Source organism: Sandaracinobacteroides sp. (genome assembly GCF_057137845.1).
Genome location: NZ_DBNHFX010000035.1, coordinates 1 through 15924, shown reverse-complemented (window position 1 = coordinate 15924; position 15924 = coordinate 1). Strand labels below are relative to the sequence as shown.

General features: G+C 67.7%; 16 protein-coding genes and 1 tRNA gene. 1 reads left to right on the top strand and 16 read right to left on the bottom strand.

From position 1 onward, the window contains the following. The 6 genes from AC16JP_RS01590 to AC16JP_RS01565 form a co-directional block, all read right to left on the bottom strand. The coding region (locus tag AC16JP_RS01590) for a hypothetical protein (RefSeq protein ID WP_484338848.1) at positions 1-215 on the bottom strand (215 nt) is incomplete at its 3' end. Positions 216-340: 125 nt separating this feature from the next. Next, positions 341-417: transfer RNA gene (locus AC16JP_RS01585), tRNA-Arg, on the bottom strand. 47 nt (positions 418-464) lie between these two features. Next, a complete protein-coding gene (locus AC16JP_RS01580) occupies positions 465-746 on the bottom strand; it encodes an NADH dehydrogenase ubiquinone Fe-S protein 4 (protein ID WP_484338847.1) in 282 nt (93 codons plus the stop codon). 33 nt (positions 747-779) lie between these two features. Continuing rightward, positions 780-1970, bottom strand: a complete 1191-nt coding sequence (locus AC16JP_RS01575; RefSeq protein WP_484338846.1) for a M48 family metallopeptidase — start codon at positions 1968-1970, stop codon at positions 780-782. Positions 1971-2002: 32 nt separating this feature from the next. Continuing rightward, on the bottom strand, positions 2003-4480 hold the full coding sequence (hrpB, locus tag AC16JP_RS01570; RefSeq protein ID WP_484338845.1) for an ATP-dependent helicase HrpB: 2478 nt from the start codon (positions 4478-4480) through the stop codon (positions 2003-2005). Continuing rightward, on the bottom strand, positions 4458-5468 hold the full coding sequence (locus tag AC16JP_RS01565) for a polyprenyl synthetase family protein (protein ID WP_484338844.1): 1011 nt from the start codon (positions 5466-5468) through the stop codon (positions 4458-4460). Before AC16JP_RS01565 ends, hrpB begins: the two co-directional genes overlap by 23 nt. Before the next feature lie 47 nt (positions 5469-5515). On the opposite strand from AC16JP_RS01565, the gene AC16JP_RS01560 reads away from it, so the two are divergent. Beyond that, a complete protein-coding gene (locus AC16JP_RS01560) occupies positions 5516-5815 on the top strand; it encodes a chorismate mutase (protein ID WP_484338843.1) in 300 nt (99 codons plus the stop codon). A gap of 90 nt (positions 5816-5905) precedes the next feature. Here AC16JP_RS01560 and AC16JP_RS01555 read toward each other — a convergent pair whose 3' ends face one another. The 10 genes from AC16JP_RS01555 to AC16JP_RS01510 form a co-directional block, all read right to left on the bottom strand. Next, entirely contained in the window at positions 5906-6505 is a 600-nt protein-coding gene (locus AC16JP_RS01555) for a F0F1 ATP synthase subunit B family protein (RefSeq protein WP_484338842.1), read from the bottom strand. Further along, entirely contained in the window at positions 6505-6984 is a 480-nt protein-coding gene (locus AC16JP_RS01550) for a F0F1 ATP synthase subunit B family protein (RefSeq protein WP_484338841.1), read from the bottom strand. Before AC16JP_RS01550 ends, AC16JP_RS01555 begins: the two co-directional genes overlap by 1 nt. A gap of 29 nt (positions 6985-7013) precedes the next feature. Continuing rightward, positions 7014-7241, bottom strand: a complete 228-nt coding sequence (locus tag AC16JP_RS01545; protein WP_237829455.1) for a F0F1 ATP synthase subunit C — start codon at positions 7239-7241, stop codon at positions 7014-7016. A gap of 25 nt (positions 7242-7266) precedes the next feature. Continuing rightward, on the bottom strand, positions 7267-8010 hold the full coding sequence (locus AC16JP_RS01540) for a F0F1 ATP synthase subunit A (protein ID WP_484338840.1): 744 nt from the start codon (positions 8008-8010) through the stop codon (positions 7267-7269). A 17-nt stretch (positions 8011-8027) separates the two neighbouring features. Then, entirely contained in the window at positions 8028-8396 is a 369-nt protein-coding gene (locus AC16JP_RS01535; RefSeq protein ID WP_484338839.1) for an AtpZ/AtpI family protein, read from the bottom strand. Between the two features lie 124 nt (positions 8397-8520). Further along, positions 8521-11982: a chromosome segregation SMC family protein gene (locus AC16JP_RS01530; RefSeq protein ID WP_484338838.1), complete on the bottom strand. Its 3462-nt coding sequence runs from the start codon at positions 11980-11982 to the stop codon at positions 8521-8523. 22 nt (positions 11983-12004) lie between these two features. Next, positions 12005-12748: a thioredoxin domain-containing protein gene (locus tag AC16JP_RS01525; RefSeq protein ID WP_484338837.1), complete on the bottom strand. Its 744-nt coding sequence runs from the start codon at positions 12746-12748 to the stop codon at positions 12005-12007. Positions 12749-12845: 97 nt separating this feature from the next. After that, the gene (locus tag AC16JP_RS01520) at positions 12846-13970 is read right to left on the bottom strand and encodes an NAD(P)/FAD-dependent oxidoreductase (protein WP_484338836.1); all 1125 of its coding nucleotides are present in this window, start codon (positions 13968-13970) and stop codon (positions 12846-12848) included. Next, entirely contained in the window at positions 13967-14914 is a 948-nt protein-coding gene (locus AC16JP_RS01515; RefSeq protein WP_484338835.1) for an alpha/beta fold hydrolase, read from the bottom strand. Before AC16JP_RS01515 ends, AC16JP_RS01520 begins: the two co-directional genes overlap by 4 nt. Next, positions 14911-15924: CaiB/BaiF CoA transferase family protein (locus tag AC16JP_RS01510; RefSeq protein WP_484338834.1), on the bottom strand; the 1014-nt coding region annotated here is incomplete at its 5' end. The genes AC16JP_RS01515 and AC16JP_RS01510, both read right to left, overlap by 4 nt.

Sequence of the window (15924 nt, the reverse complement as noted above, 5' to 3'; positions counted from 1 at the left end):
GCCACGCCGGCGCCGTCGGTGACGGCAACCACCGAACCGCGCTCGTCCGCCAGCAGCCAGCGGCGATCCGTCGTGCCGGAACCCTCATACCAGACCAGCGGTTCATCCACCCCCGGCCCATGCACATAGCGGCGGGTCAGCAGGTTCGAACCGTCATGTTCGGCGATCACCATGGCGCCATCATAGTCGAACCGCGACACCGTGGAAGACGCCACAGCGGATCGAGGTCGCCAGTAAGGAAGTCCGCATCATGGAATCGAAATCCGAACTGCTGCGCACCATTGCCGCCGCCTCAAGCGGAAAATCGACGGCAAACGGCGTTCGCAGTTCTGTACTGAAATGGCGCGCCCGGCAGGACTCGAACCTGCGACATTCCGCTTAGAAGGCGGATGCTCTATCCAGCTGAGCTACGGGCGCGGGCTTGCGCCCATAGCGGATTGACGCGGCCCGCGCAAAAGCCGGAACTAGCGAAAATTGTCGGCGTAGCTCTGGATGATGGGCTGGTGGTCGATCTCGGGCATCACCTGTGCTTCGAGGCCCTTGCGCGCGGCATAGGCCTGCGCTTCGGCAAGCGTCTCGAACGACAGGATGATCTGGGTGTTGGTGTCGCCGCTTCCCGCCCAACCCATCAGCGGATCGGGCCGTTTGCCCTCGCGGGGTTCGGTTTCAAGGATCCACAGCTTGCTGCGCGCCTTGCCGGACTGGCTGGCGCGGGTGCCCTTCTGGAAGATACGTGCCTTGCGCATGCCGCAACCCCTAGGCCGACCGGCGCATCGAAATCAATGGGGTGTCGACGCCGCAGGGGCGGCGGCCGATGCCGGGTGCGCCGCCTTCCAGTCCATCGCCGCGCGCACCCGCCTCTCGACCGAGGGGTGGGTATAGAAAAAGAACTCCTGCACGGCGGATGGGCGCGGGTAGCGATACTCGGCGGTTTTCACCAACGCCGACGACAGCGCATCAGGCAGATTGACTGTCTCGAGGCTGTAGCGGTCCGATTCGGCTTCGTCGGCACGGCTCAGCGCATACATCGCCGGCTGTGCGACCAGCGCGAACAGCGTCGCGAAGAACATCAGCACCGGAAGCGATGCCGGCGCCGAAATGGGCAGACGGCTGCCGAACAGGCCCGATTTCAGCGGAAACAGCCGATCGGCCAGGAAGAAGAACAGAACCGAAAGCGCCGAATAGAGGGCAACGCCACGCCACACATGGCCCAGCACATAGTGGCCGATTTCATGGCCGGTCACTGCGCGCACTTCATCGAGCGAGGCCCCCTTCAGCGCCACATCGGAAATGGCGATGCGGGCCGAGCCAAGCACGCCCGACACGTTTGCAGTGAAATTGTTGGACTGGCGCGACCCGTCGTAAACAAAGATGCGATCATTCGGCACGCCCGCCTGTGCGGCCTGCACCTCTAGGGCTGCGCGCACCGGCCCTGCCGGCAGCGGCTTGTAGTCGTTGAACAGCGGCTCGATCACGGATGGCCCGGCCAGCATCAGGATCGTCATCGCGGCGGCGACCAGCCCGCCCGACCAGATCCACCAGCGCCTGCCCGCCCGTCGGACGAGGGCGTAAAAGCCGATGAAAAATACCCCGCCGACGAGGGCGGTGATGGCAAGCGAAAACGTTCCCTGCATGAACCAGTCGGCGATCGGCTGGCTGGTGCGGCCGTAGTTCCGGTCGCGCAGATACTGCGACCAGAATGTCCACGGCAGCGTCAGCAGCGATGTCAGCACGAGCGCCAGCGCGCTGACAATGAACGCGGCACGATTGGGCCGGCCTGCGCCGATCCGCTGCTGCAACCTTGCCAGCCCGCCCCAGCGCATGATCGCCAGCGTCACCAGAAAGCTGATCGGCAGCCCCCACAGCAGGATCCAATTGCTGCCGCTGGTGTAGGTGGCGGCCTTCGCAAGTGCCTCAGGTCCAAGCGAATCGATGTAGGCGGCGGTGGCCGCAGCGGGGTCGAAGGTCATGGCGGGCAAAGCTAGGGCGGGGGCGGCCGCTGTCAACCGTGCCGTGCGGTGGCGACCTTGGTTCGCGTCGTCGGTTGCGCGGTCGCAGGGTCGTCCGGCCAGGGATGTCTGGGATAGCGGCCTTTCATGTCGCGCTGCGCATCGCGCCAGCCGCCCTTCCAGAAGGCGGGCAAATCCTGCGTCCGCGCGATCGGTCGCCCGGCGGGCGACGTCAGCACCAGCGTCAGTGGCACCCGGCCATCGGCCAGCATCGGATGCACCGCCAGCCCGAACAGCGCCTGTGCGCGCACCTCGGCCTCGGGGCCGCCCTCGGCCGCATAGTCGATCAGGTGCGAAGTGCCGGCCGGTGTCTGGAACCGCGCAGGGGCAAAGCGGTCCAGCGCCCTGGCCGCCTGCCAGTCGACAAGCGTTGCCAGCGAGCCCGCAAGCTTTGCATCAGCCAGCCGGTTAACGCCGGCAAGGCACGGCGCCAGCCACAGGTCCAGCGTCGCCAGCAGCCGCTCGTCTGACAGGTCGGCGATGCCGGGGCAGCCCAGTTCGGCGGCAAAGCGCATGCGGGCAAGCGCCGCGCGTTCAGTATCCGGCCAGGCCAGCGCATCCAGCCCTTTGGCGCGCACTTCCGCCAGCAGCGCCGCTTCGATCGCTTCGGGTGGGGCGGGCTGACGGCGGCTCGACACTTCGATCGCCCCCAGCCTTTCGCTTGCAACAAGGGCGATCCGGCCGCCCTGCGGCTCGGTAACAACGCAGGACGTCCGCACCACCCGCTCCGCAAGGAAGCCAGCGATTGCGTCGTCCGGGATCGCAGCAGCCAGCCGCACGCGCGACGAGGCCCCCGCCCCGCCTGCATCCGCGATCACCAGCCACTCCTCTTTCGCCAGCGGGTCGGCCGCCGGAAGCGATGCGCCACGCCCGTTTGCCAGCAGATAGTCCGCGGTCTGTGTGGTTGCGCCCGGCACACGGCGGCGGCGGGCGACCCTGTCCTCGAAGGCCGCCGCCAGCAGCAGGGCGGGCGGCAGAGCGGGCGCACCGGTCGGCGGCTGCTGGCGGCTGGCAAGCGCAGCCCAGCGCCCGCCAAGCCGCCGCGCGCGATCGGCACGCTGCCCGGATTCGCCGGCAAGGCGGCGCAGCCGGTCTTCGATGTCGATGCTCTGGCCGCCCAGCCCGCGTTCCTCCAGCAGCAGCGCCAGCATTGCCGCCTGTTCCTGCTGGCCGCGCGCCGCCCCTTCCAGCAGCATGGCTGCGACGCGCGGCCCGACCGGCAAAGCCGCCATCCGCCGCCCGCGCACAGTAAGCCCGCCTGCATCGTCCAGCGCCCCAAGCATCCGCAGATCGGCGCGCGCGGCCTCGGCTGCTCCGTTCGGTGGCGGATCGAGCCAGCGCAACTGATGCGGATCGCGCACGCCCCATGCAGCCAGCCGCAGCAGCAACGGCGCCAGATCCGCATCGAGGACTTCCGGCGGATCGAACGGGATCAGGCCGCGCGTTTCGCCCTGATCCCACAGGCGGAATGCTATGCCCGGCCGCTGCCGCCCGGCCCGGCCTGCGCGCTGTGCGGCGGCGGCCTGCGACACGCGCTCCGTCACCAGCCGCGTCAGCCCCGAGGCCGGATCGTAGCGCGGTCGCCGGGCAAAACCCGAATCCACCACCACCTCGACGCCGTCGATCGTCAGCGAGGTTTCGGCAATCGACGTCGCCAGCACCAGCTTGCGGCCTCCCGGCGCCAATGCCGCACGCTGGGCGGCAGGTTCCGCCTGTCCGTGCAGCTTGTGCAGTGTGATGCCCGGCGGCAGCGACAGACGCTCGGCGGTGCGCTCGATCTCGGCGACGCCGGGCAGAAACGCCAGCAGGCTGCCGTCGGCGGCGGCAAGGCCACGGCCGATCGCCGCCGCCATCGCATCCTCGACCCGCGCCGCCGGCCGGCCGATGTGGCGGATGTCCACCGGGTAGGCGCGCCCTGCCGATTCGATCACCGGCGCATCGCCCATCAGTTCGGCAAAGCGCGCGCCATCCATCGTCGCCGACATGGCCAGGATGCGCAGTTCAGGCCGCAGTTGCTGCGCATCGAGCGCCAGCGCCAGCCCCAGATCACCCTCCAGATTGCGCTCGTGCACTTCGTCGAACAGCAGCGCGCCGACGCCCTCCAGCGCCGGGTCCCCCAGCAGCCGGTTCACGAACAGCCCTTCGGTCAGGCACTCGATGCGCTGGCCGGGCACGGCTTCGAAGCGGGTGCGATACCCAACCAGCCCGCCCGGAGCCTCTCCGGCCAGCGACGCCATGCGCTCGGCGGCCGCGCGCGCCGCAAGGCGGCGCGGCAGCATCAGCAAAATCTTCCGGCCCGCCAGCCATTCGGCATCCAGCAGCGACAAGGCAACGAGCGTGGTTTTCCCGGCCCCCGGCGGCGCTACCAACACCGCATTCGATCCGGCCGCAAAGCTGGCGTTCAGGTCGGCCAGCACGCCGAGGACGGGAAGCCCCGTGGCGGCAAGGTCAATAGGCGCGCTGGATCGCAAACTCGACCGTCTCGATCAGCACATCGCGCGCGGCTGTCGTCGGGATGCGGGCAAGCGCGTCGATCGCGCGGCTGCCATAGAGCCGCGCCCGCGCCTTGGTGTCGTCGATGGCGCCGGTCGCGTGCAGGCGCTCGATTCCTTCGGCCAGTTCCGCATCGCCGTTGGCGCGGCCCGACATGGCGCGCTGCCAGAACTTGCGGGCCTGCTCGTCGCCGCGCGCATAGGCCAGAATGACTGGCAGCGTCACCTTGCCGTCGCGAAAATCGTCGCCTGCGTCCTTGCCCATCGTCTGCGCGTCCGAGGCATAGTCGATCGCATCGTCAACCAACTGGAACGCGATGCCCAGATTGCGGCCATAGGATTCAAGCGCATCCTCGACCGCCTGCGGCGATTCGGCCACCACGGCTGCGATCTGGCAGGCGGCGGCAAACAGCGCGGCTGTCTTCGCCTGGATGATGTCCAGATAACGGTCCTCGCCGGTCTCGACGACGCGCTGCGCGGTAAGCTGCGCAACTTCCCCTTCGGCGATCACCGCCGATGCGTGCGAAAGGATCTTCAGCGTCTTCAGGCTGCCATCCTCGACCATCAGTTCGAAGGCGCGCGAAAACAGGAAATCGCCGACCAGCACCGAAGCTTCGTTGCCCCAGATGGTGTTGGCCGTCGGCCTTCCGCGCCTCAGGTCCGAACCGTCGACCACATCATCGTGCAGCAGCGTTGCCGTGTGAATGAACTCGACGGCGGCCGCCAGCTTGTGGTGGCGTTCGCCCTGATAGCCAAGGGCGGCGGCACAACCCAGAGTCAGCATCGGACGCAGCCGCTTGCCGCCGCCGGCAATCAGGTGCCCGGCAAGTTCGGGAATCAGCGCAACCGGGCTTTGCATGCGATCCAGAATGACGCGGTTGACGCAATTGAGGCCCGGTGCCACCAGCGACAGCAACGGCTGAAGGCTTGGCTTGTCGGGCCGGATCTGATGGACTGTGGCGGTCATGACGGCTTTCGCGCTAGGGGTTGGCGGCTGCCAAGGAAAGGGGCTTCATGTCGCGGGACGAATCCGCCACGCAGGTTTTGCAGGGCTACCGACGTTCGATCGATAACATCGACGCGGCGCTCATCCACATTCTGGCCGAAAGATTCAAGATCACCAAACAGGTCGGCGCCTTCAAGGCCGCGCACGCCCTGCCGCCGGCCGATCCCGGCCGCGAGGAGCAGCAGATCGCGCGTCTGCGCAAACTCGCGCTCGAGGCCGACCTCGACCCCGAATTCTCCGAGAAGTTCCTCCGCTTCATCATCGACGAGGTGATTCGCCACCATCAGGCCCACGGCAGCCAAGCCTAGCCCGGCCGCACAAAACATGATGGGGCAGCCCGGATCGGATGTGATCCGGGCTGCCCCATGCATGATGTCAGCCATCGGTTGTCCAGCGCCTCAGCGCTGGTCCAGCCCGGCGATGGCGCTGTCGGTCAGGGCGCCCAGATCCTTCGATCGCTCGCCCAGCAGCGCGCTGGCGGCCTTCACCGCAAGGTCTGCCGCGCGGGCGCGCAGTTCGGCTTCGGCGGCGCGCGCCTCGGCGTCGATGCGGTCTTCGGCAAGGCGCATGCGGCGGCTGATCGCTGCCTCGGCGTCGATCGCAGCCTGTTCGACGATGCGCTTTGCTTCGACTTCGGCATGCGCGAGCGTCTGCTTCGCCTGTTCCTCGGCGTCGGCGGATTCGGCTGCTGCCTTCGCGCGCAGCGCCTCGGCCTCGGCCTTCAGTTGCGCTGCTTCAGCGAGATCGGCCCGCACCTTGTCGGCATGGGCATCAAGCGCCCCGCCGATCATGCGGAACGCGCCCGCCTTCCACAGGATCACCAGGAAGGTAAGGAAGGCAAGCCCGACGATCGCGTAGCTGTCGAGGCCGAAAATGGTCTCGTGGTGGGCGGCATGTTCGGCGTCGGCGACGGTGCCGGGTTGACCGGCAGGCGCATCGGCGACTTCGGCAATGCCGGCAGCCACGGCCGGGGCCGCCACAGTTTGGGCTTCCAGCATCAGGCTGCCACCTTCTTCACAGCGTTCGCAGCCTCGTCGTTCGAGACATCGAGGCCCGAGACGCGCTTCACCAGTTCCGCTGCCGCATCGGCGGCAACCTGATCGAGTTCGGCGACGACAGCCGCACGTTGCCCGGCCAGCGCCTGCGCTGCGGCTTCGGTCCGCGCTTCGAGCGCAGCGTCTGCCTCGGCAAGCTTGCGGCTGGTTGCTGCGGCAGCCTCGTCGCGCGCCCTGCCGGTTCTGGCGAGGGCGTGCGTCCGCGCGTCACCAAGCGCCGACGAACCGCCGCTGGTGGCGGCTTCCGCCGCATCGCGCGCAGCTTCCGCTTCGCGCAGATCCGACGCGATCCTGGCCTTGCGAGATTCCACCACCCGGCCGACACGCGGATACAACGCATGCACGGCCAGATAGAGAATGCCGAACACCAGAGCCAGCCAGATGACCTGCGGCAGCGCCTGGGAGAAATCGAACTGGGGCATCGGAAAGCCTCCTGCTCAGCCGGTCTGGATCAGACCGCGAACAGCAGCAGCAGGGCGACGAGGAACGCGAAGATGCCCAGAGCTTCGGTCACGGCGAAGCCGAAGATCAGGTTCGGGCGCTGCGAGTCGGCAGCGGCGGGGTTGCGCAGCGCGCCTTGCAGGAACAGCGCGAACAGCGTGCCCACGGCAATGGCGGCGAAGCCCATGCCGATGGCTGCAAGGCCGGCACCGATGTATTTTGCGGCTTCAGCGTCCATGTTGGTCAGTCCTTTCGAATGAAACTCAGTGGAGATTGACGGAATCGTTGAGGTAGATGCAGGTCAGCAGGGCAAACACATAGGCCTGCACCACGGCCACGATCAGTTCGAGACCATAGAAGGCGACCGTCATCGCGAACGGCAGCACCGAAATCGCCGCAAGCACGCCGCCCGCTGTCGCCAGCGAGATCACGAAACCGGCAAACACCTTCAGCAGGATGTGCCCAGCCGTCATGTTGGCGAACAAACGGATCGAGAGGGTGAGCGGCCGCGACAGGAACGAGATCAACTCGATCAGCACGATCAGTGGCAGCAGAAAAACCGGCGTGTTCTGTGGAACGAACAACGAAAAGAAGTGCAGGCCATGCTTGGCGAAACCCACCGCCACGCAGATCAGGAACACCAGCGCGGCAAAGGCGAACGTAACGACGATGTGGCTGGTCACGGTGAAGCTGTAGGGGAACAGCCCGACCAGATTCGCGACCAGCACGAACAGGAACAGCGCAAATACGAACGGCACGAACGCCCGCCCCTTGGGGCCGACGTTTTCCTCGACCATCGACGAGGCGAAACCGGTCATTTCCTCGAGTGCGGATTGCCAGCGACCCGGCACGATCTGCGCGTTGCGGCTGCCCAGCCAGAAGAACAGCAGGCTGAGCCCGAGGATCAGCAGCATGAACAGCGAGGCATTGGTGAACGCGGCATCGGCGCCGCCCACCGACAGCTCGGCGTAGCGCTTGATCGCAAACTGTTCGAGTGGATTGGCCACCGTTAGCGCTCTCGTTTCTAACCCTGATCGTCTTGTTTCGGTTCCGGGCCGTCCTTGCGAACTGCCCGTGCTTCCCGGCCTACCGCCTTCAGCAGGTTCCAGAAGCCAGCCGCGACCCCCAGCAGGAAGAACAGCAGCAACAGCCACGGACCCGTTTCCAGCCAGCGATCCAGCATCCAGCCGATGCCGCCGCCGACCAGTGTGGTCGCCGCGATCTCGAAGGCGTGGCGGGTGCCCTGGGCGAGCGCCGACGATGCAGCCTGCCGCGCGCGTGGCCCGTGCCTTTCCTTTGCTGCTTCCAGCCGGGCCCCGAGGTCGTCGAGGTCGCGCTTGTCGACAGGATCGGGCAAGGTGGGTGGCCCTTCGCGTTCGAACAGGTCAGCCATCGGCGGTGATGCGCCAAGGGCTCCGCCGGCCAACAAGGCCGCCGAAGCGGTCGTTCCGTTAGAGGCACCGTCCGGAAAGGTCAAGCATGGTGCGGAGCCGGGGCGCCCGACGACCGGCGGCCGGTCAGGCGGCAGCCAGCCGCTCGGCCTCGCGCAGTTCGACGGACACCAGCTGGCTGACGCCCGGTTCCGCCATCGTCACGCCATACAGCCTGTGCATGGCTGCCATGGTGACTGCGTTGTGGGTCACGATCAGGAAGCGGGTGTCGGTGGTTTCCGCCATATGGCCCAGAAGGCGGGTGAATCGCTCGACGTTGGCGTCGTCCAGCGGCGCATCCACTTCGTCCAGCACGCAGATCGGGGCGGGGTTGGTGCGGAACAGCGCGAAGATCAGCGCAATCGCCGTCAGCGCCTGCTCTCCGCCCGACAGCAGGCTCAGCGACTGGAGCTTCTTGCCCGGAGGCTGCGCGCGGATTTCCAGCCCCGATTCCAGCGGGTCGTCGCTCTCGACCAACTGCAATTCGGCGGTGCCGCCGCCGAACAGCGTCACGAACAGTTCGCGGAAATGGCGGTCGACTTCGGCAAATGCCGCCATCAGGCGCGCCCTGCCCTCGCGGTTCAGCGTTCCGATGGATCCGCGCAGGCGATTGATCGCGGTTTCCAGTTCCTGCCGTTCACGCTGCTGTTCGCCCAGCACGCTTTCGATTTCCGCAAGTTCGATATCGGCGCGCAGGTTGACGATACCGATTCGCTCGCGCTCGGCGAGCACCGACGCCAGCGCTGAATCGACGGTGGCGGCATCGGCGCCGTCTGCGGCTTCGAGTTCCTGCGGCGGCCGCCCGAAGCGCCCTGCCGATTCGGCGGCAAGCTCCACCACCTTCTCGCGGTGCTGGCTGGCGCGCGCGGCGTGTGTGGCACGGGCTTCCCGGCCGTCTGCGACCCGCGCCTGCGCCGCCTTTGCTTCGCGGTCGAGGTCGGCAATCGCGAGTTCCGCCACCATCACCGTTTCAGCGGCTTCGGTCCGCTGCGATTCGGCGTCGTGGATGCCGCGATCGAGGAGTTCGAGCCGCGCATCGAGGGCCGCCGGTTCGGCGACCAGCGATGCCCGCTCGGCCGTGAGGCGCGCCACCCGATCCGCCATCGCAGCGCGGCTGGCGGCTGCATCGCGGTCGCGGGCCTGCCAGTCGGCAATCTCTCGGGAAAGGCGGGTGATCCGCGCGGTTGCTTCGGCAAGGCTTCGTTCAAGGGCGGCCGCCTGCGCGCGCGCTTGTGCAAGGTGCGCCCGCGCGCGTTCTGCCGCCGATCGCGCATTGCCTACCTGTTCCGCCGCAACCGACGCGTCGGGCAGCCGCGTGACCGCAAGTGCCGCACTTTCCGCCTCGGCCGTTGCGCTTTCGCCTTCGGCCGCCAGCCGCTCGACCGACGCTTCCATCGCACTTGCACGGGCAACCGCCTGCGCCTGTGCCGCCCGCAGGCCCTGCATGCGTCCGGCCAGTTGCTCGCGCGCGCGCTCGGCCTCGGTGCGGGCGGTGCGCGCATGGCGTTCTGCGGCCTGTGCTGCACCAAGCGCCGCTTTCTGCTGCGCCAGTTCGGTATCGGCCGCCGCCAGACGCGCGCGCGGCGCCAGCAGATTGTCGGCGATTTCGATGCGGCGGTTGTCCTGCGCCAGCGCCTCGGCGACTGCCGTCGCGCTGCCGCCGGGCGGCACGACGAACCCATCCCACCGCCACATCCAGCCATCGCGCGACACCAGCCGCTGGCCCGGCTTCAGCGCCGCGATCATCGCTGCATCGGGCGGCGCATCCACCACTCCGATCTGCGCCAGCCGCCGCGACAGTTCGGCAGGGCCGCTGACCTGCGCATCCAGTGGCGCACAGTTCGCGGGAAGCGGAGCGTCGCCCACCGGCACCCCGACGTTCAGCCAGTGACGTCCGGGCTTTGGCGGCGCACCCAGTGCCGCGTTCAGATCGTCCCCCAAGGCCGCAGCCGCAGCCGCTTCATAGCCCGGCCGCGCCGACAACGACGCGCGGGCCGCCAGCGGCAGCGTCTGCCGGGCGCCGCGCAGCCGTTCCAGCGCCGCCGCCTCGGCTTCGAGGCCGGCGACTTCGGCGCGCGCTGCCAGCAACGCGCGCTCGACCGCCTCGGACGCCTGCCTTGCCGCCAGCGCGTCGCGTTCGGCAACGGCGATCGCCGCGCTTGCGGCATCCGCTTCGGCGCCCTTGGCCGCAAGTGCCGCCCCCGCTTCGGCAATTCTCGCGTCCAGCCCGTCGGCGTCGCCCGAGGTTTTCAACCGGGCAAGTTCGGCTTCGAGGCGTTGCCGTTCCGCCGCCAGCCGGTCTGCCCGCGTCCGCGCGGCATCGGCCTGTGCGCGCACACCGCGCGCTTCTGCAACAAGCGCCGCGTGCGCCTCGACTGCGGTGGCCAGCGCGCGTTCGGCGTCTGAAGTTTCCATTTCGGTTGCGCGCACCTGCGCCGCCTGCGGCGCCACCATCGCCTGCGCCCCCTGTTCAGCGCGACGCTGGCCTTCCAGTTCTTCGGCAAGGCGCTGTTGCGTGGTTGCCGAATCCTTCGCCCTCGCTTCCTCGCGCTCCATGTCGGTTGCGGCGTTCGTCAGCGCGGTTTCGATGTCCTGCAAGCGGCGAACAAGGGCGGCACGCTCGGCGACGAGGGTTGCGCGTTCGGTCGTCAGCCGTTGCAGCGCGGCGGCGGCCACACTTTCCGCCTGCCGTTTCGACGGAAGCGAGGCGGCGGCATTGGCCTGCGCTGCCGACGATCGCGCTGCCTCCTGCACGCTGCGCTGAAGCTGCGCGTCGGCTTCGGCCAAAGCCCGTTCGGACGCCTGCAACGCCTCTACCGCCGAAGCCCATTGCAGGCGCATCAGCGCCGCCTCGAGGATACGGATACGGTCGGACAGTTCGCGATAGCGGGCGGCCGATCGCGCCTGCCTGCGCAGCCCCGATGCCTGCGCTTCCGCCGTCTTCATTACATCGTCGAGGCGCAGCAGGTTGGCGTCGGCGGCGCGCAACCGTTGCTCGGCTTCGCGGCGGCGGACATTGAGGCCGGAAATGCCTGCCGCCTCCTCCAGCAACTGGCGCCGTTCCTGTGGCCTTGCCGCGATGATCGCAGCGACCCGCCCCTGGCTTACCAGCGCCGGCGAATGCGCGCCGGTTGCCGCATCGGCAAACAGCAACTGCACGTCCTTCAGGCGCACATCGCGGCCGTTCAGCGCATAGTTCGAGCCTTCGCCCCGCACGATCGAGCGCGAGACTTCCAGTTGTTCATCGGCGTTGAATTCTGCGGGTGCGCGTCGCGCGCTGTTATCCAGCGTCAGCCGGACTTCGGCCAGATCCCGGCGTGCGCGTTTGGCGGTGCCGGCGAAAATCACGTCGTCCATCCCGGCGCCGCCTGCCGCCACGCGCAGCGACCGCGCCGAGCTTTCGCCCATCACCCAGCGCAGCGCTTCCAGCAGATTGGATTTGCCGCACCCGTTGGGGCCGACCACACCGGTCAGGCCGTCGCGGATGTGCAGTTCGGCAGGTTCGACGAACGACTTGAATCCGGAAAGGCGGAGCTTCGCGAACCTCATGTGCGCGAAGCCCCGCCCGCGATCACAGCGCCGCGTCGATCTTCGGCTGGAGATCCTTCCAGGCTGTCACGCCCTCGACCTTCTTGCCGTTCAGCAGGAAAGTCGGCGTGCCGGCGATCTGGTAGGTATCGATCGCCGTCTGCTGGCGCTTCGCCAGAGCCTCGATCGCGGTTTCATTGCCGACGCATTCGTCGAACTTCGCACCCGGCAGGCCGCGCTGGGCGGCAAAGCCGTTCAGATTACCCTTCTTGGCAAAGCCGATGACCTGCTTGCCCAGCGACAGGTTCGCCAGCGGCTTGACATCGTTCTGGTCGAGCTTGGTGAACGGTTCGATCCACGCGTCGTGGTTGGTGTAAAGTTCGTTCGACCAGTCGAAGAAGCGCTCCGGCCCCTGACACATGGCGACGGTTGCCGCCGCGAAGTCGAAGATGTTCAGCATGAACGGCCGGTATTCATAGGAAACCAGCCCCTTCGCCACATATTCGGGCTTCAGATGCGCGACGGCATCGGCATGAAAGTCCTTGCAGTGGCTGCAGGTGAACGAGGCGAATTCAACCAGCTTCACCTTGGCGTCGGGGTTGCCCATGCGGAATCCGCCCTCGGGCGTCTCGACGACGGTCGCCGTCCAGTCCTTGGCGGCAGCCGTTTTGTCGGCCGTGGCAGCCGGCTTCGTGTCGGACGCACCAGCCGACGATTTGCCCGAATCACAGGCGGAAATCGCGAGCGAAGCTGCAAATAGCAGTGTGAATTTCAATATCTTGGTCATCTGGCAGGAAACCTTACCATATCTAGTGGACCGGACAAGCGCTTCCCGAGCCGCCCGCCACAGCCTGTTAGCCTAACCGATGGCTGCCGCAAAAGCCTCAGCGGAAGCGGGCGGGAAGATAGGGCGCGCAGTCGATGTCCGCATATTCCTCGGGCACCTGAACCCCCAGAATGGCGCTGGCCGAGATCGCGCCCGCGGCAGGCGCCGTCTGGATGCCCCAGCCGCCCTGGCCGGCGCACCAGTGAAAGCCCGGCTGATCAGGATCCGGCCCCAGCACAGGCAGGCGATCGGGCGCGAAGTTCCTGAGCCCCGCCCACTTCGAGGCGATGCGCCGGATCGGCCAGTCGCACATCTGTTCGAACCGGTCGAGGGCGACCGCCATGTCCATCTCGTCCGGCTGCACATCGTGTGGAACGTCGGGCGTTTCGTCGTGCGGCGAAATCCAGAGGCGCCCGCCATCTGGCTTGAAATACAGGGTGCCGCCGGCATCCATCATCACCGGCAGGTCGGCGGGCGCTTCCGGCCGCACCTCGGTGACGACGATCGTCCGCCTGAGCGGCTGGATCCCGATCGGGGCAACGCCTGCAAGCTTTGCCACCTCGTCGGCCCACGCGCCCGCCGCATTCACGATATTTGCTGCATCGAACGCACCCGCCGGCGTTTCCACATGCCAGCCATCCGCTGCCCTGCTGATCGACGTCGCCCGCGCATCGAGCACCAGCTCCGAACCCGCCTGCTTTGCAGCCCTGAGATAGGCCTGATGCAGCCCGGCGACATCGATGTCGGCGCAGCCCGGTTCCCAGATGGCTGTCTGGGTCCATTCGGGGCGCAGGTAGGGCATTTTGCGGATGATGCCTTCGGGGGCCAGGCGCTGGTGCGCCACATTGCCCTGTTCGAACTCGGCCTCCAGCGCCTCCAGGCAGCCGGCGCTGTCGGCGTGACAGAGGTGCAGCGCCCCGCGCGGATGCAGGATTGCCGTGTCGGAAAACCCGCGCGGCGGCCGCTGGAAAAAATGCTTCGATGCAGAAGTCAGCGGCTGCACCGTCGGCCCGCCGTAGGTTTCGGCATAAAAGGCCGCCGATCGCCCGGTGGTGTGATAGCCGGGGTGCGATTCGGCTTCCAGCAGTCCAAGCTTCAATCCGGGGGCCTGCCGGCACAGTTCATAGGCAAGCGACGCGCCGCCGATCCCGGCGCCGATGATCAGGATGTCGAAACGGCTCACCGGGCTACCTCCCTCGCGAAATTGACGATGCTGACCAGCGCATCCTGCCTTACTTCGTCGGCCTCGCGCAGCAGTTCGTGGGCAGCGTGTGCGAACAGGCGATGGCGGACATCGGGCATCCGCGCCGCCATGCGCAGGGCTGCCCGATTGTCGACCACACGTTCCCGGTCGGCCAGCAACATCAGCACAGGAAGCGCCAGCTTTTCAAGCGGCAGCGCTTCCAGCACGGCCTCGCTTTCGGCAAACGCCTTCAGCCAGCCCCAGCTTACCCCGCCCGTCGCCAGTTCGGGGTGTGCTGCAAGCCAAAGCCCCTCGTCCTCGAAATGCGCGCGGCTACCGGTCAGCAGCAGTTGCCGCGCCGGGCGCTGGCCGCGTGCGCCCCATGGCTGCTGCCCCCAGGCATATTCCGCCGCCCGCCCGCGCGCCGCCTGCAGCGGCGCAAGCCGCCGCGCCGCCGCCTGCATCCACGCCGGGCCGCCGATGCCATAGAACGGGGCGGCCAGCACCGCCCCATCCAGCACCCGGCGCAACGGCAGCCTGCGGCGGCCGGGGTCGGCGATCCAGCGGGTCAGCAGATGGCCGCCCATGCTGTGGCCGAACACCAGCCAGCGGCCGCCCGGCAGCGACGCGCGCGCCCAGTCAGACAGGCTGTCCAGATCGGAAAGCCATGTATCGAAACTGTCGATATGCCCGGCACCGTTCGCTGCGGCGCGGCTGGAACCGCCCTGCCCGCGCCAGTCGAAGCTGGCGATGGCAAAGCCCGCCTGATGCAGTTCGGCGAAGGCACCCGCCCATTTTTCCAGAAAGTCGGCGCGCCCGGTCAGCAGCAGCAGGTTCGCGATCGGCGCGCGATGCGGCAGCAGCAGGGTGCGCACATGGGCGCCGTCGGCCATTTCCTCGCGCCCGATCAGGCTGCTTTCCGGCAGATAATAGCGCGGGTTCATGGCGTGCTGCTGACGGCTTCCTCGAACAGTTTCCCGATCTCGTCGGCGGTAAAGCCCAGTTCGGTCAGGATTGCCCTGCTATGCTCGCCTACCGCCGGCGGCGGCAAGCGATAGCTTGGCGGTGTCGCGGCAAGCGCCAGCGGCTGCGCGATGGTGCGCACGGCACCGAACACCGGATGTGCCTGCTCGACGACCAGCCCGCGCGCCTTTGCCTGCCCGCTTTCCAGCGCCTCGCGGACGGTAGCGATGGGGCCTGCCGGCACCTGTGCTTTCGAAAGTTCGGCAAGCCAGTGATCGGCGGGCCGCGTTTTCAGCACTTCCTCGATCAGCGGCACCAGCCGCGCCCGGTTTGCCGAACGCTCGGCACTGGTGGCAAACGCCGGATCGTCGGCCCATTCAGCATGGCCCAGAAGGCGCGCGAATATCGCGAACTGGTGGTCGTTCCCGACCGCCAGCGCGATCGGCCGGGTTGCCGTCGGAAAGTCCTGATAGGGGGAAATCGACGGGTGCTGATTGCCCATGCGCGCCGGTTCGGTTCCGCCCATCAGCCAGCCCGACGCCTGATTGGCCAGCCAGCCGACCGTCACGTCGAACAGCGCCATGTCGATGTGCTGCCCCTCGCCGGTGCGCGTTCGATGGTGCAGTGCAGCAAGTATGGCCGTCACCGCCATCATGCCGGTCGTCAGGTCGGCAACCGCGACGCCGGTGCGCAACGGCCTGCCTCCGGCTTCGCCGGTAATGTCCATCAGGCCGGATTCCGCCTGGATCATGAAGTCATAGCCCGCGCGGTGCGCATCCGGGCTGTTGTGGCCGAAGCCCGTAATCGAACACCAGATCAGTGCCGGATAGCGCTTGCGCACTTCCGCATGGTCCAGCCCGAAGCGGGCAAGATCGCCCGCCTTGTAGTTTTCGATGACGACATCGGCCCATGCGAACAGCCGCTCCAGCACCTCGCGGCCCTCGGGCTTGTGAAAGTCCAGCGTCAGCCCGCGCTTGTTGCGGTTGCAGGA